Source organism: Amycolatopsis coloradensis (assembly GCF_037997115.1).
Lineage (GTDB): Bacteria > Actinomycetota > Actinomycetes > Mycobacteriales > Pseudonocardiaceae > Amycolatopsis > Amycolatopsis coloradensis_A.
The window spans coordinates 416,373-434,847 of the sequence record NZ_CP150484.1 but is presented as its reverse complement, the minus strand read 5'-3'; the positions used below and the strand labels follow the sequence as shown (position 1 = coordinate 434,847).

General features: G+C 68.1%; 18 protein-coding genes. 9 read left to right on the top strand and 9 right to left on the bottom strand.

What is annotated here, in order from left to right; all coding sequences use genetic code 11:
• Positions 1–186: 186 nt before the first annotated feature.
• On the bottom strand, positions 187–2,091 hold the full coding sequence (gene dxs / locus LCL61_RS01830; protein ID WP_340685223.1) for a 1-deoxy-D-xylulose-5-phosphate synthase: 1,905 nt from the start codon (positions 2,089–2,091) through the stop codon (positions 187–189).
• A 216-nt stretch (positions 2,092–2,307) separates the two neighbouring features.
• On the opposite strand from dxs, the gene LCL61_RS01825 reads away from it, so the two are divergent.
• From LCL61_RS01825 to LCL61_RS01810, 4 genes are all read left to right on the top strand, one after another.
• Entirely contained in the window at positions 2,308–3,795 is a 1,488-nt protein-coding gene (locus tag LCL61_RS01825) for an aldehyde dehydrogenase family protein (RefSeq protein WP_340685222.1), read from the top strand.
• 16 nt (positions 3,796–3,811) lie between these two features.
• Positions 3,812–5,323 (top strand): APC family permease, encoded by a 1,512-nt coding sequence (locus tag LCL61_RS01820; protein ID WP_340685221.1) that lies wholly within the window; start codon positions 3,812–3,814, stop codon positions 5,321–5,323.
• On the top strand, positions 5,320–6,873 hold the full coding sequence (locus LCL61_RS01815; RefSeq protein ID WP_340685220.1) for a GMC family oxidoreductase: 1,554 nt from the start codon (positions 5,320–5,322) through the stop codon (positions 6,871–6,873). Before LCL61_RS01820 ends, LCL61_RS01815 begins: the two co-directional genes overlap by 4 nt.
• A 230-nt stretch (positions 6,874–7,103) precedes the next feature.
• The gene (locus tag LCL61_RS01810) at positions 7,104–7,646 is read left to right on the top strand and encodes a DUF1062 domain-containing protein (RefSeq protein WP_340685219.1); all 543 of its coding nucleotides are present in this window, start codon (positions 7,104–7,106) and stop codon (positions 7,644–7,646) included.
• Between the two features lie 122 nt (positions 7,647–7,768).
• On the opposite strand, the gene LCL61_RS01805 is transcribed toward LCL61_RS01810, so the two are convergent.
• The 3 genes from LCL61_RS01805 to LCL61_RS01795 all read right to left on the bottom strand — a co-directional run bounded on the left by LCL61_RS01805 (position 7,769) and on the right by LCL61_RS01795 (position 11,595).
• Positions 7,769–8,113 (bottom strand): hypothetical protein, encoded by a 345-nt coding sequence (locus LCL61_RS01805; protein WP_340685218.1) that lies wholly within the window; start codon positions 8,111–8,113, stop codon positions 7,769–7,771.
• A 252-nt stretch (positions 8,114–8,365) separates the two neighbouring features.
• Complete coding sequence (locus LCL61_RS01800) at positions 8,366–9,571, bottom strand: class I SAM-dependent RNA methyltransferase (RefSeq protein ID WP_340685217.1); 1,206 nt, start codon at positions 9,569–9,571, stop codon at positions 8,366–8,368.
• On the bottom strand, positions 9,568–11,595 hold the full coding sequence (locus tag LCL61_RS01795; RefSeq protein ID WP_340685216.1) for an APC family permease: 2,028 nt from the start codon (positions 11,593–11,595) through the stop codon (positions 9,568–9,570). The genes LCL61_RS01800 and LCL61_RS01795 overlap by 4 nt, the downstream gene beginning before the upstream one ends.
• A 152-nt stretch (positions 11,596–11,747) precedes the next feature.
• Between LCL61_RS01795 and LCL61_RS01790 the strand changes: the two genes are divergently transcribed.
• Together LCL61_RS01790 and LCL61_RS01785 are read left to right on the top strand one after the other, a co-directional pair.
• Complete coding sequence (locus LCL61_RS01790; RefSeq protein ID WP_340685215.1) at positions 11,748–12,413, top strand: TrkA family potassium uptake protein; 666 nt, start codon at positions 11,748–11,750, stop codon at positions 12,411–12,413.
• Positions 12,413–13,069: a potassium channel family protein gene (locus LCL61_RS01785; protein ID WP_016332961.1), complete on the top strand. Its 657-nt coding sequence runs from the start codon at positions 12,413–12,415 to the stop codon at positions 13,067–13,069. The genes LCL61_RS01790 and LCL61_RS01785 overlap by 1 nt, the downstream gene beginning before the upstream one ends.
• An 11-nt stretch (positions 13,070–13,080) precedes the next feature.
• Here the strand turns inward: LCL61_RS01785 and LCL61_RS01780 are convergent, their stop codons facing one another.
• Both LCL61_RS01780 and LCL61_RS01775 read right to left on the bottom strand, forming a co-directional pair.
• Positions 13,081–13,809: a DUF3159 domain-containing protein gene (locus LCL61_RS01780; RefSeq protein WP_340685214.1), complete on the bottom strand. Its 729-nt coding sequence runs from the start codon at positions 13,807–13,809 to the stop codon at positions 13,081–13,083.
• A 9-nt stretch (positions 13,810–13,818) separates the two neighbouring features.
• A complete protein-coding gene (locus LCL61_RS01775) occupies positions 13,819–14,199 on the bottom strand; it encodes an OB-fold nucleic acid binding domain-containing protein (RefSeq protein ID WP_034316985.1) in 381 nt (126 codons plus the stop codon).
• Between the two features lie 103 nt (positions 14,200–14,302).
• On the opposite strand from LCL61_RS01775, the gene LCL61_RS01770 reads away from it, so the two are divergent.
• A complete protein-coding gene (locus LCL61_RS01770) occupies positions 14,303–15,016 on the top strand; it encodes an alpha/beta hydrolase (RefSeq protein WP_340685213.1) in 714 nt (237 codons plus the stop codon).
• A gap of 204 nt (positions 15,017–15,220) precedes the next feature.
• Here LCL61_RS01770 and LCL61_RS01765 read toward each other — a convergent pair whose 3' ends face one another.
• Positions 15,221–15,883 carry a DUF3710 domain-containing protein gene (locus tag LCL61_RS01765; RefSeq protein WP_340685212.1) on the bottom strand — a complete coding sequence of 221 codons (663 nt, stop codon included), beginning with the start codon at positions 15,881–15,883 and terminating at the stop codon, positions 15,221–15,223.
• Positions 15,883–16,365: a dUTP diphosphatase gene (gene dut / locus LCL61_RS01760; RefSeq protein ID WP_340685211.1), complete on the bottom strand. Its 483-nt coding sequence runs from the start codon at positions 16,363–16,365 to the stop codon at positions 15,883–15,885. The genes LCL61_RS01765 and dut overlap by 1 nt, the downstream gene beginning before the upstream one ends.
• Positions 16,366–16,389: 24 nt before the next feature.
• On the opposite strand from dut, the gene LCL61_RS01755 reads away from it, so the two are divergent.
• Entirely contained in the window at positions 16,390–16,884 is a 495-nt protein-coding gene (locus LCL61_RS01755; protein WP_340685210.1) for a DUF3093 domain-containing protein, read from the top strand.
• Positions 16,885–16,978: 94 nt separating this feature from the next.
• On the opposite strand, the gene LCL61_RS01750 is transcribed toward LCL61_RS01755, so the two are convergent.
• Positions 16,979–17,287: a DUF4193 domain-containing protein gene (locus LCL61_RS01750; protein WP_005164528.1), complete on the bottom strand. Its 309-nt coding sequence runs from the start codon at positions 17,285–17,287 to the stop codon at positions 16,979–16,981.
• A gap of 454 nt (positions 17,288–17,741) precedes the next feature.
• Between LCL61_RS01750 and cei the strand changes: the two genes are divergently transcribed.
• Positions 17,742–18,425, top strand: a complete 684-nt coding sequence (cei, locus tag LCL61_RS01745) for an envelope integrity protein Cei (protein WP_340685209.1) — start codon at positions 17,742–17,744, stop codon at positions 18,423–18,425.
• Positions 18,426–18,475: the final 50 nt, after the last annotated feature.

Genomic DNA, 18,475 nt, shown 5'->3' with positions numbered 1-18,475 from the left:
GTGTGTGGAAATAGGGACGTTGAGTGTCCCAATTTCCACACACCCCGTCCGGATCCGGTCGTGACCGGGACTGTCTCGCCGGACCGTGTGGATTTCCGGTCATCTGACGACCAAAAATCCACACACGCCCGCAGCGGCGAGGCACTGTCTGACACGAGGTCGCGGACTCAGCCCGCGCCACGGACGTCAGCGGTGCGTGTCTTCCGGCGCCGGCGTCCGGCTCGCCAGCTTCGCCGACCACTCGGTCACCCGCCGCGCCACATCCTGCGCGGTGAGCCCGACGCGGGCCAGCACCTCCTCACGCGAACCGTGGTCATGGAACACCTGCGGCACCGCGAGATCGCGCAGCGGCACATCGCATTCGGCGTCGCGGAACAGCGCGGCCAGCGCGGAGCCGAAGCCACCGTGCCGCCCGCTGTCCTCGACGGTCACGACGAGCTTGTGCTGCTCGGCCAGCGCCACCAGCTCGGCGGGCGCCGGGACGACCCAGCGCGGGTCCACCACGGTCACGCCGATGCCCTGGTCGGCCAGCCGGTCCGCGGCGGCGAGCCCGAGCATCGCGAACGCGCCCACGGCGACCAGCAGGACGTCGGCTTCACCGGCGGGCTTGCGCAGCACGTCCACGGTGCCGACGCGTTCCACGGCGGGCACCGAGTCGATCACGCCGCCCTTGGAGAACCGCAGCGCCGTCGGCCCGTCCTCGACGGCGACGGCCTCGCGCAGTTCCTCACGCAGCGTTCCGGCGTCACGCGGAGCGGCGACCCGCATCCCGGGCACCATGCCCAGCAGCGAAAGGTCCCACATGCCGTGGTGGCTGGGGCCGTCCGGGCCGGTGATGCCCGCCCGGTCCAGCACCAGCGTCACCGGCTGGCGGTGCAGCGCGACGTCCATCAGGACCTGGTCGAACGCGCGGTTCAGGAAGGTCGAGTAGACGGCGACGACGGGGTGCTTGCCACCCATCGCGAGCCCGGCGGCCGAGGTCACCGCGTGCTGCTCGGCGATCCCGACGTCGTACCAGCGGTCGGGGTACGCCTCGGCGAACTTGTGCAGCCCGGTCGAGCGCAGCATGGCCGCGGTGATCGCGACGACGTCTTCACGGTCGGCGCCGATCTTCACCAGCTCGTCGGCGAAGACCCCGGTCCAGCTCGGGCCCTTGACCGGCGGCAGCCCGGTTTCCGGGTCGATCGGGTCGGTCTGGTGCATCTGGTCGGCCTGGTTGGTCACCGCGGGCTCGTAACCGTGCCCCTTCTCGGTGACCACGTGGACGATGACCGCGCCGCCGAAGTCGCGGGCGCTCTGGAACGCCTTCTCCAGCGCGACGAGGTCGTGCCCGTCGACCGGGCCGAGGTATTTGAGGCCGAGGTCGGAGAACATCATCTGCGGGCTCAGCGCGTCCTTCAGTCCCGCCTTCGCCGCGTGCAGCGCCGCGTAGATCGGCTTGCCGACGACGGGAGTGTGGCGCAGCAGCTCCTTGCCGCGGTCCAGGACGCGCTCGTAGCCCGGCTTGAGCCGCAGCGACGCGAGGTGGTCCGCGACGCCGCCGATGGTCGGCGAGTAGGAGCGGCCGTTGTCGTTGATGACGATGACGACCGGGCGGCGCGGGTTCGCGGCGATGTTGTTGAGCGCCTCCCAGCACATGCCGCCGGTCAGCGCGCCGTCGCCGACCACGGCGATCGCGTGCCTGCCGCCCCCGCCGAGTTCGAACGCCTTCGCCAGACCGTCCACATAGGACAAGGCGGTCGACGCGTGGCTGTTCTCGACGAGGTCGTGCTCGCTCTCGCAGCGCGCCGGGTAGCCGGTGAGGCCGCCGAGCTGGCGCAGCTTGTCGAAGCCGTCATGACGACCGGTGACGATCTTGTGCACGTACGCCTGGTGACCGACGTCCCACACGATGGCGTCGTCCGGCGAGTCGAAGACCCGGTGCAGCGCCATGGTCAGCTCGACGACACCCAGGTTCGGGCCGAGGTGACCACCGGCGAGCCGCACCTTTTCGACGAGGAAGTCCCGGATCTCCGCGGCCAGCTCACCGAGCTGTTCCTGGTTCATCCGCTTCAAGTCGGCCGGTCCGTGCACGGACTCGAGCAACGTCACTCTCCCACCTCGCCTGGTTCCTCTTCCGCCGTTCCGACCAGTCTACGGAGGGCGCCTGAGAGTCTTCCGTCCGCCGCGTCACGGGTCACATGTCAGAAAATCACCACTCGCCACCCGAAGGTGTGAACATGGTCTCTTTTGCCAAGTAGCGGTCACGTCGGGTGGCCGCGATAATCGCTGATCGACGGTTGAGCAGGAGCCGGTTCGGAGGGCTTGATGGCGGACTTTTTCATCGGTGGCGAGTGGGTCGACGCGGTCGGCGGTGGTCGCCGGGAAATCCGCTGCCCCGCGGACGGGTCGCTGGTCGCGGAAGTCGCCGAAGGCACCCGTGAAGACACCGAAGCGGCCATCGCCGCCGCGAGGAAGGCGTTCGACACCGGCCCGTGGCCGCAGACGCCCGCCCCACAGCGCGGTGACCTGCTGTTGAAGGCCGCCGACCTGCTCGACCGGGACGCCGCGGCCTTCGCCCGCGCCGAGTCCCTCGACACCGGGAAACGGCTGGTCGAGAGCGAATACGACATGGCCGACATCGCCGCGTGCCTGCGCTACTTCGGCAAGCTCGCCGCGAACGACGCCGGCCGTGTGGTCGACACCGGCAACCCGGACGCGTTCAGCCGGATCGTGCACGAGCCCGTCGGCGTCTGCGGGCTGATCACGCCGTGGAACTACCCGCTCCTGCAGACCATCTGGAAGGTCGCCCCCGCGCTCGCGGCGGGCAACACGTTCGTCCTCAAGCCCAGCGAACTGACCCCGCACACCTCGATCATGCTGATGAAGCTGCTGACCGAGGCCGGGCTCCCCGGCGGCGTCGCGAACCTGGTGCTCGGCGCCGGCGCGCAGGCCGGGGCACCGCTGTCCGAGCATCCGGACGTCGACCTCGTGTCGTTCACCGGCGGCCTCGCGACCGGCAAGATCATCGCCGCTTCCGCGGCCGCCACCATCAAGAAGGTCGCGCTGGAACTGGGCGGCAAGAACCCGAACGTCGTGTTCGCCGACTCGGACTTCGAGACCGCCGTCGATTACGCGCTGACCGCGGTGTTCCTGCACTCCGGGCAGGTCTGCTCGGCGGGCGCGCGGCTGATCGTCCAAGAGGAATGGCATGACAGGTTCGTCGACGAACTCGTCCGCCGCGCCGAACTGATCCGACTGGGTGGACCTTTCGACCCGAAGGCTGAAACCGGTCCGCTGATCTCGGCCGCCCATCTGGAAAAGATCGAACGCTACGTCGCCGCGGCACTGGAAGAGGGCGCCGTCCTGCGCACCGGCGGCAAACGCCCCGACGATCGCGAGCTCGCGAAGGGGCATTACTACCTGCCGACCATCCTGGACAACGTGAAGCAGGGCAGCAGCGCCGTCGTCGACGAATCGTTCGGCCCGGTGCTCACCGTCGAGACCTTCACCGACGAGGACGACGCCGTCCGCATCGCCAACGACACCCACTACGGCCTCGCCGGCGCGGTGTTCACCTCGGACGCCTCCCGCGCGCAGCGGGTCGCGAACCGGCTGCGGCACGGCACGATCTGGATCAACGACTTCCACCCCTATCTGCCGCAGGCGGAGTGGGGCGGCTACAAGCAGTCCGGTTTCGGGCGCGAACTCGGCCCGACCGGACTCGCCGAGTACACGGAGGCGAAGCACATTTACCAGAACCTCCGGCCCGCTCCACAACACTGGTTCTCCGGGGAGCCTGCCGCATCCAACTGAAGACGGGAAACTGCCGATGAGCACTCCTTCCGATGACGGCCTGGCCGGTTTCGGCTACAAACAGGAACTCGAAAGAACCCTCGGCAACTTCCACACCTTCGCCGCCGGGATCAGCTACATCTCGATCCTCACGGGCACCTTCCAGCTGTTCTACTTCGGTTTCAGTTTCGGCGGCCCCGCGTACTGGTGGTCGTGGCCGATGGTGTTCGTCGGCCAGCTGATGGTCGCGCTGTCGTTCGCCGAACTGGCCGCGCACTATCCGGTCGCCGGCTCGATCTACAACTGGTCGAAACGGCTCGGCAGCCCGCACGTCGCGTGGCTGGCCGGGTGGATGATGCTGACCGCGTCGATCGTCAGCATCGCCGCGGTCGCGCTGGCCTACCAGATCACCCTCCCCCAGATCTCGTCGTTCTTCTCCTTCTCCGGCGACAGCGCGGTGAACGCGGTCATCCTCGGCACCGTCCTGATCCTGTTCACCACGCTGGTGAACGCCTGGGGCGTCAAGCTGATGGCGCGGATCAACAGCGCCGGGGTGTTCATCGAACTGATCGCCGCGGTCCTGCTGATCGTCGCGCTCGCGGTGAACATCACGCGGGGCCCCGAGGTGGTCATGCAGACCAACGACACCGGCGCCGACCAGCCGTGGGGTTACTTCGGGGCGTTCCTGGTCGCCTCGCTCGCGTCGACCTACGTCATGTACGGCTTCGACACCGCCAGCTCGCTCGGCGAGGAGTCGCACGACCCGCGCAAGAACGCGCCCAAGGCGATCCTGCGCGCGCTGATCGCGTCGTTCGTCATCGGCGGGCTGATCCTCATCCTCGCGCTGATGGCCGTGGGCGACATCAACAACCCGGAGATCGCCACGGGCGGCCTGCAGTTCATCGTGCTCGACGTCCTCGGGAGCACGATCGGCACGGTCTTCCTGCTGGCGGTCGTCATCGCCATCACGGTGTGCAATCTGGCCGTGCAGTCGGCGGCGATCCGGATGATGTTCGCGATGGGCCGCGACAACAACCTGCCCGCCGGGAAGCATCTGGCGAGGGTGTCGCCGAAGACGAAGACGCCCGTGATCCCCGCGATCGTGTCCGGCGTGATCGCGGTGCTGATCCTGGTGGTCAACGTCGGCCAGCCGCAGATCTTCACGGTGATCACCAGTATCGGCATCATCATGATCTACCTGGCGTACCTGCTGGTCACCGTTCCGATGCTGGTCAAGCGGCTGCGCGGGCAGTGGCCGCCGCCGAAGGCGGAGGGCACCAAGTACTTTTCGCTCGGCAAACTGGGGCTGCCGGTCAACATCCTCGGCGTGCTGTGGGGCGGCGCGATCGTGGTGAACCTGGCGTGGCCGCGGCGTGCGGTCTACAACGCGACCGAGCCGTATCACTGGTACCTCGAATGGGGGGCCGTGCTGTTCGTCGGCGCGGTGGCGGTCGCCGGTTTCGCGTATTACTGGTTCGTCCTGCGGCACAAGAGCGGCGTCCTGGCCGATCACGCCGCGGAAGCACGTCCCGAGGAGGCAGCACAGTGACCGGAGAGTTCGACTACATCGTCGTCGGCGGCGGGACGGCGGGTTCGGTGGTCGCGGCGAGACTCTCGGAAGACCCGGATGTCACCGTGGCGCTCCTGGAAGCCGGACCGTCCGATGTGGACGATCCGGCAGTACTGGAACTGACGAAGTGGATGGCACTGCTGGAATCCGGCTACGACTGGGACTACCTGGTCGAACCGCAGGAGTCCGGCAACTCCTTCCTGCGCCACGCCCGCGCGCGGGTGCTCGGCGGCTGCTCGTCGCACAACTCGTGCATCGCCTTCTGGGCACCGGCCGAAGATCTCGACGAATGGGCGTCGCTCGGCCTGCCCGGGTGGTCTTCGAAGGACATTTTCCCCCTGTACAAGCGTCTTGAGACCAACGACGGCCCCGGCGACCACCACGGCCGCTCCGGTCCGGTGACCATCCGCTCGGTGCCGCCGAACGACCCGACCGGCGTCGCGCTGCTGCAGGCCTGTGAGCAGGCGGGCATCCCGAGGACGGAGTTCAACTCGGGCAAGACCGTGACACACGGGGCGAACTGGTTCCAGATCAACGCGCGTGAGGACGGCACTCGCTCGTCGGCGTCGGTGTCGTATCTACACCCGATCATCGGCAGGCGGCCGAACCTGGAGGTCATCACCGGCGCCCGCGTCCGGCGGCTGCTGTTCGACGGCAAACGCTGCACCGGCGCGGAATACCTGGCCGACGACTTGATCCACGGCGTTCCGCTGCGCGCACGGCGTGAGGTCATCCTGTCCTCCGGCGCGATCGACACCCCGAAACTCCTGATGCTGTCGGGGATCGGCCCCGCCGAACACCTGCGCGAGGTCGGGGTGGAGGTTCTGGTGGACTCCCCCGGCGTCGGCGAGAACCTGCAGGATCACCCCGAAGGCGTCATCCAGTGGGACGCGCTGCAGCCGATGACGACCGAGTCCACGCAATGGTGGGAGATCGGCATCTTCACCACCACCGAGGAAGGTCTCGACCGGCCGGACCTGATGTTCCACTACGGCTCGGTGCCGTTCGACATGAACACCCTCCGGCAGGGGTATCCGACCACGGAGAACGGCTTCTGCCTGACCCCGAACGTCACCCGCTCACGGTCGACCGGGACGGTGCGGCTGCGCAGCCGCGACTACCGGGACAAGCCGAAGGTGGACCCGCGGTACTTCACCGACGAGCACGACATGCGCGTGATGACCTACGGCATCAAGCTGGCCCGCAAGATCGCCGAGCAGCCCGCGCTGGACGAATGGGCGGGCACGGAACTGGCGCCTGGCAAGGACGTCAAAACCGACGACGAGATCGCGGACTACCTGCGCAAGACGCACAACACGGTCTATCACCCCTCGTGCACCGCGAAAATGGGCGGTGACGACGACCCGATGGCCGTGCTGGACGCGCGACTGCGAGTGCGGGGCGTCGAAGGCCTGCGGGTCGCCGACGGTTCGGCGATGCCGTTCCTGGTCGCGGTGAACCCGTGCATCACGACGATGGCGATCGGTGAGCGGTGCGCGGACATGCTGAAGGAGGACGCGCGCTCCTAGCTTCACGCTGAAGGCCCCCTCCGTGTTGGAGGGGGCCTCTGTCGTGCCCGGAAAACCGGTGGAGCGGCCTCTCCCGGGCCATTACCGTGCTGCCGGACCACGTCGTCGAGCCGAGGGCCTGCCGTTGTACACCCTGTGAGACCTCCCGAGCGCTGATTTCGTCGCGCGTCGCGCTTTGGCGCCGCGCTTCCTTTTGCTGCGGATTTCTCACTGGAACGGGTGTACTTCCTATGCTCGAAAACTGGGTGGTCGTTCCCACCTGCCTGCCTGTCGTCCTCCGCCGTTGCCGCTCTTGCCCGTCCGGACGCTTCCGGGCGAACGGCAAATTCCGCGTCAACGCCCGCCACAAACTCCTCGATGTCTGGCTTCTCGTGCTCTGCGCCGGATGCGAGGACACCGCGAAGCTCACGATCCTGGAGCGCGTGAACGTGCGTTCCGTGCGGCCTGACCTGCTGGACCGGCTACACGAGAACGACCTCGTCCTGGCGGCGGAACTGCTCCAGAATCCCGCTGTGCGGCGCCGGAACCGCATCATCTTCGATTGGGAGGGCGCCTGGCGCCTCGACACCGGCCCCTCGGGTGAGCCGGACTTTCGCGACGTCTCGGTTCGCTTCGCGGCCCGGATCCCGATCCGGCCGGTGCGGCTGATCGCCGAAGGGTGCGGTCTTTCGCGGGGCGAGGTCGAGAGGCTGATCGATGCGGGGAAGGTGGTCTCGGGGGTGCGGTTGACCGGCAAAGTGTCCGGGGACTTCGCTTTTACGCTGAAGCGCTGACCACTCACGAGCACCTGCGCCGAACTGGCGGTTGCGCGTGATTGGACGGACGACACACGTGATTGAATGGCGAACTCGCGTGATTGGGCGGACAACTCGCGGCGGAGCCCGGTCGCGCGGTCTCAAACGGAAACAACGGCCGGGGTGCCTCGGCTACCGGTCATCTGCTCCAGCGCCCACGCCTTGCCGAACTCGGCCAGCGCCGGCGCCGACCAATAGGCGGGGATTCCGATTCCGGACCACAGAGGCATTTTCGGCCCGCTCAGGGTTCCGTGACTGACCTGGACGCGGACCGCTCCTTCCACCCAGGTGAAAACGAAGTGGGCGTACATGAACATCCATGCCTGCCTGCCCATCCCATCCCGCACGAGCACCGGCCCTTCGGACGGATAAGGCGCCGTGTAGATGACTTGTTTCCGGCCATTGCGGTAGCTGACTTCCTGAGCGGTGACACCGGGAGGAAGCATCAACGGTTCCACTCGGTCAGTCCTCCACAATGGTGATCGTGCCGTGACCGTCGCAGCCGGCACAGCCTTTCCCGTCGCAATCACCACATACCGAAGTTAGATAACCCATGATTCGGAATCCGTTCGCGTCGAAGTCGAAGTGCCCGAAGTATCCGCATTACCTCGTGAACACGAGGCTCAAGTTAGCGAGCACGCCGACACCAGGACAAGCAGAACGAAGCCGATCCATTCCGACGGATTACAAATACCGAATTATTGCAGCAACGCAACGCATTCGACGTGATGCGTCATCGGGAAAGCGTCGAAAGCGCGCAGATCCACCAGCCCGTATCCGTGCTCGGCGAACAGCGCGATGTCTCGCGCCAAGGCAGCGGGGTCGCACGCCACATAGACGATCCGGTCGGGCGAACCCTCCGCGATGGAATCGACGACGGCTTTGCCCGCACCCTTGCGCGGCGGGTCGAGGACGACGACGTCGACCGGTTTCGGGGCGTCGGCCAGCAGGTGCTCGACCCGGCCGGAGCGCCAGCGGACCTGCGGGAGGTCGGCCAGGTTCTCCTCGCCGTCGGCGACGGCACGGCGGCCGGACTCGACGGCCAGGACGCGCCCGCGCGGGCCGACCTGCTCGGCGAGCACCGACGCGAAGAGGCCGACACCGGCGTACAGGTCCCACGCCACGCCGTCACGCGGCGCCTCCGCCCATTCCGCGACGACGGCGGCGAGCGCGTCCGCGGCGGCCGGGTGGACCTGCCAGAAGCCGTGGGCGTCCAGGCGCCAGTCGCGGCCCGCGGCGTGCTGCACGGCGATACCACCGGCCAGCTGCCGCGAACGGGTCTTCCCGTGGACCGTCGAGAGGTCGCGAAGGTGCACCTGTCCCTCGTCGTCCTTGGTGACCTCGATTTCGCTGCCGGGGCGCCACTTCCGCGACACGACGTCGTCGAGCGCGCCGGGGACGGTGATCGGGCAGTCGTCGATCGCGATCACGCGATGACTGTGATGCGCCCGGAAACCCGCCCTGCCGTCCTTGCCCGCGACGAGCCGGACGCGGCCGCGCCAGTCCAGCGGGCCACCGTCGAGAGCTTCGACGACGACCTCGCGGTCGATTCCGGCCAGCCTCTTCAGCTGCTCCATGACCACGGCGGCCTTGAGCTCACGCTGATGGCCGGGCGTGGCGTGCTGCCAGTCGCAGCCGCCGCACTCCCCCGGCGCCGCGAGCGGGCACGGCGGCTCGACGCGTTCCGGCGACGCCTCAAGGACCTCGACGGCGTCGGCGCGGCAGAACGACCCGCCCTTGTCCTCGGTGACCGATGCCAGGACCCGCTCGCCGGGCAGCGCGTGCCGCACGAAGACGACTCGCCCCTCCGCCCGCGCGACGCAGTGCCCGCCGTGCGCGACCGCGCCGACCTCCAGCTCGATCGTTCGTCCGAGCCAGGTGCCGGTCGACGCGTCCACACTCATTCTGCTTTGTCCTTTTTCGTTTCGGGTTGCTTGACGACCGGGGAGAACCCGCGCCGCACGTCTCCGGCCGCCGGACGGGCCTTGCGGTCGCGTTTGATCGCCTTTTCCGACGATTCGAGCTGCCATGGCACGCTCGTCACCATGACGCCGGGCTGGAACAGCAGCCGTCCCTTGAGGCGCAGCGCGCTCTGGTTGTGCAGGACCTGCTCCCACCAATGCCCGACCACGTACTCGGGGATGAACACGGTCACCACGTTGCGCGGGTTGTCGCCGCGGACGCGCTTCACGTAGTCGAGCACCGGCTTCGTGATCTCGCGATACGGCGATTCGATCACCTTCAGCGGAACCTTGAAATTGTGGTCGTCCCATTCCTGGACGAGTTTGCGGGTCTCGACGTCGTCGACGTTCACCGTGACGGCTTCGAGGACGTCCGGCCGCACGGCCTTGGCGTAGGAGAGCGCGCGCAGAGTCGGCAGGTGCAGTTTCGAAATCAGCACGATCGCGTGGTTGCGCGAAGGCAATACGGTCGGCTTGCGGTCCATCTCGCGCAATTCCTCCGCGACCCGGTCGTAATGCTTCCGGATCGCGGTCATCAGGACGTAGATCGCCACCATCGCCGCGATCGCGATCCACGCGCCGAGCAGGAACTTCGTGACCAGCACGATGATCAGCACGGTGCCGGTCATGGTGAGGCCGATCGCGTTGACCGTCTGCGAACGCCGCATCCGCCGCCGCACCACCGGATCGGTTTCCCTCGCCAGCAACCGGTTCCAGTGCCGGATCATGCCCGCTTGGCTGATCGTGAAGGAGACGAACACGCCCACGATGTAGAGCTGGATGAGCTTCGTGACCTCGGCGTCGAACGCGATGATCAGCACCAGGGCGAACGCCGACAGGAACAGGATGCCGTTGGAGAAGGCCAGCCGGTCACCTCGGGTGTGCAGCTGACGTGGCAGGTAACGGTCCTGCGCGAGGATCGAGCCGAGCACCGGGAAACCGTTGAACGCCGTGTTCGCGGCCAGCAGCAGGATGATGCCGGTGGCGAAGGAGATGTAGTAGAACGCGGGGGTGAAGTCGGCGAACACCGCCTGCGCGATCTGCGCGACGATCGTCTTCTGCTCGTAGCCCGCCGGCGTGCCGGTGAGCTGCGTCTCCGGGTGCTCGGCGAATTTGACGTCGGTGATGATCGCCAGCGTGATGATGCCGACCAGCATCGTCACCGCGAGCACCCCCATCATCAGCAGCGTGGTCGCCGCGTTCTTCGATTTCGGTTTCTGGAACGCCGGGACACCGTTGCTGATCGCCTCGACCCCGGTCAGCGCCGCCGCACCGGAGGAGAACGTGCGCAGCAACAGGAAGAAAAAGGCGAAACCGGTCAAAGAGGCTTCTTCGTGCAGCTGGAAATCCGCGCTCTCCGCCCGCATGTCGGCGCCGGAGGCCGCCTCGATCAGGCCCCAGATCACCATGCCGAGGATGCCGATGATGAACCCGTAGGTCGGGATCGCGAACGCTTTGCCCGATTCGCGCACTCCGCGCAGATTCAGCGCGGTCAGCACGACCACGATGATGACCGCGGCGATCACCTTGTGCTGCGCCACCCAGGGAATGGCGGAACCGATGTTCGCCACACCGGACGACGTCGACACCGCCACGGTGAGCACGTAGTCGACCAGCAGCGCGCTGGCGACGGTGAGCCCGAACTTGCCGCCGAGATTGGTATTGGCGACCTCGTAGTCACCGCCGCCGCTGGGATAGGCGTGCACGTTCTGCCGGTAGGACGCGACCACGACCAGCATGACGAGCGCGACGGCGACGCCGATCCACGGCGCGAACGCGTACGCGGACAAACCGGCGACACTGAGGGTCAGAAAGATCTCCTCAGGCGCGTAGGCGACGCTCGACAACGCGTCGGACGCGAAAATCGGCAGCGCGATGCGCTTCGGCAGCAGCGTATGCGAGAGGCGGTCACTCCGGAATGGACGTCCGAGGACGAGCCGCTTCACTACGGTCGGGAACTTCGACACCGGGAAAGACTAGCTGCGGCGCGCAGCGTCTCCGTTGAGGGTGGCGGCGGGGAGGACGGTGGAGTAACGGGCGGCGCTCACGGTAGGTTCGGCCCTGGTGTGTCTGGGTACCTGCGGACGGGTGAAACGTTCGCTGATTAAGGAGGCAGTGCGTGCACGTGGTGATCATGGGATGCGGCCGGGTCGGCGCATCCCTTGCCGCGGCGCTGGAGCGGCTGGGGCACGAGGTCGCCATCATCGACAAGACCCAGCAGGCGTTCCGGCGGCTCGGCAGTGATTTCCACGGTCAGCAGGTGGTCGGCGTCGGCTTCGACCGGCAGGTGCTGATCGAGGCCGGGATCGAACGCGCGGGGGCCTTCGCGGCGGTGTCCAGCGGCGACAACTCCAACATCATCTCGGCGCGGGTGGCCAGGGAGAACTTCGGCATCGACAAGGTCGTCGCCAGGATCTACGACCACAAGCGCGCGGCGGTCTACGAACGGCTCGGCATCCCGACCGTGGCGACCGTGCCGTGGACGACCGACCGGTTCCTGCGCACCCTGCTCCCCGACGGCGTCGCCTCGGTGTGGCGGGACCCGTCCGGCAGCGTGGCGCTCCTGCAACTCCCGCTGCACGAGGGCTGGGTCGGGCGCAGCGTGCGCGAACTGCAGGACACCACCGGCGCGCGGGTCGCGTTCATGATGCGGTTCGGCACCGCCGTGCTGCCCGACACCAAGGCCGTGATCCAGGCCGACGACGTCGTGTACGTCGCCGCGAAATCGGGCACTGTCAGCGACGTGACCACCGTCGCCGCTCGCGAACCGGAAGAGGAGAACTGATGCGGGTCGCGATTGCCGGGGCCGGCGCGGTGGGCCGGTCGATCGCCGCGGAGCTGATCGACGGGCGCCACCAGGTGATGCTCATCGAACGTGAGGCCGACCAGTTCGAGCCGCACACCGTCGAGCAGGCGGATTGGGTGCTGGGCGACGCGTGCGAGGTGTCGATCCTGGAGGAGTCCGGGATCGAGGAGTGCGACGTCGTGATCGCCGCGACGGGCGACGACAAGGCGAACCTCGTGGTCTCTCTGCTGGCGAAGACCGAGTTCGCGGTGCGCCGGGTGGTGGCACGGGTGAACAACCCGGCCAACGAGTGGCTGTTCAACGACGCCTGGGGCGTCGACGTCGCCGTGTCGACCCCGCGGATGCTCGCGGCGATGGTCGAGGAGGCGGTGAGCGTCGGCGATCTGGTGCGGCTGATGACGTTCCGGCAGAGCCAGGCGAACCTCGTCGAACTCACCCTGCCGGAGGAGACCCCGCTGGCGGGCAAGGCGGTCAGCGAGATCAACCTGCCGCGTGACGCGGCGCTGGTGACGATCCTGCGCGGGGACCGCGTGATCGTGCCGCAGCCCGAGGACCCGCTGGAGCCGGGCGACGAGCTGCTCTTCGTGGCGACCTCGGACGTGGAACCGGAGATCCGGACCGCGCTGGGATACTAAAAGCGGGGATATCAGTTGTCGACGGCGGGCGCCTGCGCGTACTTCGCGCGCAGGCGCGCCTCGACCTCTTCGTCGGTCTCTTCGCGCGGGGCCTCTTCGGCCAGCGCCTTGAGGTGCTTGTCCGACCGCCGCACCGCCCAGACGACCGTGAGCAGACCGAGCGCGTACAGCGGGTAGCCCATCGCGATCTTCGCGAAGGCCAGCCAGCCGGTGTAGTCCTCGTCGTACAACCAGCGCTGCACGACGAACCGGGCGCCGAAGATCAGCGCCATGACGCCGGTCGCGATCGAATACGCGATCAGCGACTTCTTGTCCTTGCGCCAGGCGTGGCCGCTGCCGTTGAGCGCGTTCCACACCACGCCGGCGAGCGGCCAGCGGACGACGATCGACAGTACGAAGACGCCGCAGTAGACCAGGCTCGTCCAGATGCCGAACAGGAAGAAACCCTTGGCCGATCCGGTCCGGTAGGCGATGAACGCCGCGATCGCCACCCCGAAGAACCCGGAGATCGCGGGCTGCAGGGGCTCCTTGCGCACGATCCGCAGCACGGTGATCGCCACCGCGCTGCCCACCGCGGCCCAGATCCCCACCGTGAGCCCGAAGATCGCGTTCGCGATCACGAACACGATGACCGGCAGCGAGGAATAGAACAGTCCGGACAGCCCGCCCATCTGTTCCAACAGGCTGGGCTGGGGCTTCTTGTCTTCGGTCTTCTCTTCGCCGCCGACGGGTTCAGTCACGATGCGGGATCAACTCACAGGGCTCTGAAGTTCGTAATAGGGGTTGTACAGCACCTTCTGACCATCACGTTCGGCCATCCGGCCGCGCACCTTGATGGTTCGCCCGGGTTCGATCCCGGGGATCCGGCGGCGTCCGAGCCAGATTAGCGTCACACCCTGCGTGCCGTCGAACAGCTCGGCCTGCAGCGTCGCGGCCTCGTTGGTCGGGCAGAGCTCCACGCTGCGGAGTCTCCCGAGCACCGTCACCTCTTGACCCGACCGGCAGTCGCACGCTCGCTGCGCTCCGCCGGCCTCGGATTTTTCGGACAGATCGTCGGCGTCGAGATCCTCGACGTCGCTGGTCAGCTTGCGGACCAGCCGGCTGAAGTAGCCGCCGTCTTTGGCGGACATAACGGTGCTCCTGTGCTCCGGGGCCCCCGACTTGAACGGCCCGTGCGTAATCCAGCGTAACTGTGCTCGGACCAGGACAACGGGTTTGGGAGAAGATCGCAACGTGACCTCCGCTATTCCGCCTACGACGGCAGTAGTACTCCCCGGCACCGGGTCCGACGAAGTGTTCGTGCGCGCCGTGTTCGCCGGTCCGCTGCGGGCGCTCGGCATCCGGTTGATCGCCCCGCCGCCGCCTCCCGGCGACCGGCTCGCCGACGGCTATCTCGAGGAGCTGGACAGGCTGGCCGCCGAGCACGGTCCGCTGCTCGTCGGCGGCATCTCGTTCGGCGCGCACCTGTCGGTGGAGTGGGCGGCGCGGAATCCGGCCCACTGCACCGGCCTGCTGGCCGCGCTCCCGGCCTGGAACGGCCCGGCCGGACGAGCACCCGCGTCGCTCGCCGCGCGGCTGTCAGCGGATCTGGTGGCCGAAAACGGGGTCGACGGCGCGCTGGCGAAATCCTCTGACGGCGTCCCGGTGTGGCTTTCGGCGGAACTCGGCCGCGCGTGGCGGCGGCACGGCGACGGACTGGCGGCGAGCCTGCGGACGGCGGCGGGCCATCCCGCCCCGTCTCTGGAGGACCTGAAGGGCCTCGACGTGCCCGCGGGGATCGGCGCCTGCGTGGACGACCCGATCCATCCGGCGGAGGTCGCCCGCGCCTGGGCGGAGGCCCTGCCGCGCGCCGAGGTCGGCGAGTCGACGCTCACCGCCCTCGGCGCGGACCGGGAGTCACTGGGCCGGGCGACCGTGCTGGCCTGGTTGAAAGCCCGGACCCACTAGCCACGCCGCCCAGATTTCCCGACCCGGGCGGACAGCACCTCACGGTCTCCCCAAGGGCGCTCCGCGCCCGACGGAGACTTCACCCGTCGCGCGCCCTCTTTCGGGCCGAAGGCCCACGGAAACGTGATGAAGGGGCGCCCTCCGCACCCAACGTGAGTCGGGTACGAACGGCGCCCCTTCGGCACGTTTACGTCAGCGCGCGATCTAACCACTCTGCTCGGCGATGTGCTGCGCGACGGCGTCGGGCAGCGTGATGGTCAGCGGGGTGCGGACCGGCATCGGCGCGTCACCGCGGTCGACGATGGTGTGCCGCACGATCTCCCGCAGTACGGCGGGCGCCTGCGACGCCTGCGACTGCGGCCCGGCGATGACGCCGCGGAGCATCCAGCGCGGGCCGTCGACCCCGACGAACCGCAGCGCGACGTCACCGACGATCGCGGACAGCTCCAGCCCCCACTCCCCCATGCCGACCGAGACCTTGGCGCCGTCGGCACGCAACTGCTCGGTGAGCTCGGTGCTGACGTCCTTCCACAGGCCGCCGGACCGAGGCGCCGCGTAACCGCTGACGGTGATCTGGCCCTGCTCGGTGACGACGTGCACCGCGCGGACACCGCCGCTCTCCGGGTCCATCTCGACCTGGACCTGGGAACCGTCGGGCACCGGCACCTTCACCGAACCGAGGTCGATCCGCGGGATGCCGTCCTCGGGTGCGTCGGCGAGGTCGAAGGGACCGTCGGAGGTCTCCGACAGCTGCGCCTCGATCTCCTCGTCGGCGTCCTCGGCGGCAGCGCTGTCGGGACGCTCCTCGACCTCGGGCGCGGCGTGCCGTCCGCTCGGCTTCGCGCGCTTGCGTCCGAAAATCCCCACTAGTTCTCCGTTCCTTCCCTGGCTCCGGCTCCCAGTGTGGCGTGTCCGCCCGTGGAGCCATACCCTCCCTCGCCGCGCTCGGACGGCTCGAGTTCGGCGACCTCGACGAACTCGGCCTGTTCGACCCGTTGCACGACCAGTTGCGCGATCCGGTCGCCGCGGGTGAGCACGACCTTCTCGGAGAGATCATGGTTGATCAGGCAGACGCGGATCTCACCGCGGTACCCGGAGTCGATCGTGCCCGGGGTGTTGACGACCGAGAGGCCGACGCGGGCGGCGAGACCCGAGCGCGGGTGGACGAAGCCCGCGTATCCGGGCGGCAGCGCGATCGCGATACCCGTGCCGACCACGCCGCGTTCACCGGGCGCGAGCACGAGATCCGAGGTGGTGACGAGGTCGGCGCCCGCGTCACCGGGGCGCGCGTAGGCGGGAAGGGGGACCGAAGGATCGATCCGGGAAAGCAGTACCTGAACGGTGGACACGGGCGGCGAGACTACCCTGAAGGCGTGGGTGAAAGCGTGAACACGGCCGAAGGCGGCGCCGTCAAGCATTCAGAGCGGCTCTACGTCCCGTGGTGGGGCTGGCCGTTGCCGCTGCTGGGCGGCGGGCTGCTGGCGGCTGAGATCGACATGGGCTATCCCGGGCTGCGCGGGTGGCTGCCGTACGTGGTCCTGATCCCCGCGGTGATCGCGCTGATGATCTCGCTCGGCCGGTCTCGCGTCCGGGTGACCGGCGGCGCCGAGCCGGAGCTGTGGCTGCGCGACGCGCACCTGCCGCTCAAGTTCGTCGGCGACGTCGACGTCATCGACAAGGAAGCGAAGCGCAAGGCGCTCGGCCGCGACGCCGATCCGGCGGCCTTCGTGCTGCACCGGGGCTGGGTCGGCCCGGTCGTGCGGGTCTGGCTCACCGACCCCGACGACCCGACGCCGTACTGGCTGTTCAGCACCCGGCATCCGGAGAAGGTGGCCGCACTGCTCCGCCACCCCGCCGAGAAATCCTGAGCACAGGAAAGGGGGCCGGCCACCGGGGCCGACCCCCTTTATTCCTGTTTCAAACCCCGAAACCCCTGTCGCGCCGTCCCCTGTGCCCGTAGGCTCAGGCGCAGTCGCGGCAGATGAGCCGTCCGCCACTCTCCTCGGCCAGCCTGCTGCGGTGGTGCACCAGGAAGCAGACGGAGCAGGTGAACTCGTCGGCCTGCTTGGGCACGACCTTGACGGTCAGGTCCTCACCGGAAAGTCCGGAGAGGTCCGCGCCCGGCAGCTCGAAGTTCTCGGCGGTCGCGTCCTCGTCGACGTCCACGACGCCGGACTGGTTTTCGTTACGCCTTGCCTTCAGCTCTTCCAACGAGTCTTCGGCCAGCTCGTCGGCTTCGCTGCGGCGCGGAGCGTCGTAGTCGGTCGCCATTAGTCCCTCACCCCTGCGATGCTTTCGATGTCAGATGGCCCGGACCCGCGAGCCCGCGGCTCGTGAGTCCTTCGTGCCGCTGGTTAACGTTCCAGCGCCCCTGTTTGTGCCCGGCTGGGCAGTGAGCGAGGTCTCTCTTTTGTGCCTCTTACTGCCGCCTGAGCCCGCGAAGGGTAGCTCACGCTGATACCGGCTCTGCAACGAGTCAGACATTGCCGGGATTACGTCACCCAACAGGGGGAACCTTGCTGTCAAGACGCTTGTCGTCCGAATGGGTTGCCCCCGCGTCGGGTACCTCACCCCTTGGGCCCGGCTGCTTGCCCGGAGTGGCCATCGCGTGGTGCTATCCGGAGGCCCGCGCCGATCGCCTTCGCCGCAACGCATAGGCTGATCGGACACGATGGTGAGATGAAGCACCGTCCGGGGATCCGGGCTTTGGGGAAGGGACTGGCAGGTGGCGTCGGGGAACGGCATCGGGGACCGCGGGGCGAGGCCGTATCGCAAGCGCAAGCCGCTGCCCGCGCTCATCGTCATCGGGGTGATGGCGCTCGGCGCGGTGATCGTCTGGGTGAACGTCGTCGCGAGCAAGTCCGACATCGATGCCAGGGTTCGCTGCGATCCGCCGCCCGTACCGCAGGAAGGTGTCACCTACACGCCGCTGGCGCACAACGGGCTCGACGACCGCGCGCCGGTGCCGCCGGACAAGGTCGCCGTCCAGGTGCTCAATGGATCCCAGGTCCGCGGCCAGGGCGGCATCGTCACCAGCACGCTCAGGGAACTCGGCTTCTCCCAGATCGTCGAACCGGACGTCGACCCGGCCTACAAGAACACCGAAGCCAAGTGCCGCGGCCAGATCCGCTTCGGCGAGAACGGCGCCGCCGCGGCCCGCACGCTGAGCCTGGTGGTCCCGTGCGCCGAACTGGTCAAGGACAACCGCAAGGACGCTTCGGTCACGCTCACCACCGGCACTCTGCTCGGCGACATCCGCCCGAAGGCGGAGGCCCGACAGGTCCTCGACCAGCTCACGAAGTGGTCGAAGGCGCAGCAGGGCAGCGGCGGCGGTGAGCAGTCCGCGGGCGGCGGCGCCCCGGTGATCGACCAGGCGCTGCTGAAGGCCGCCCGCGAAGCTCCCTGCTGACAACTCGCTCAAGTGCTATGAAGGACGCTTTCATTGCGAATTCGCAATGA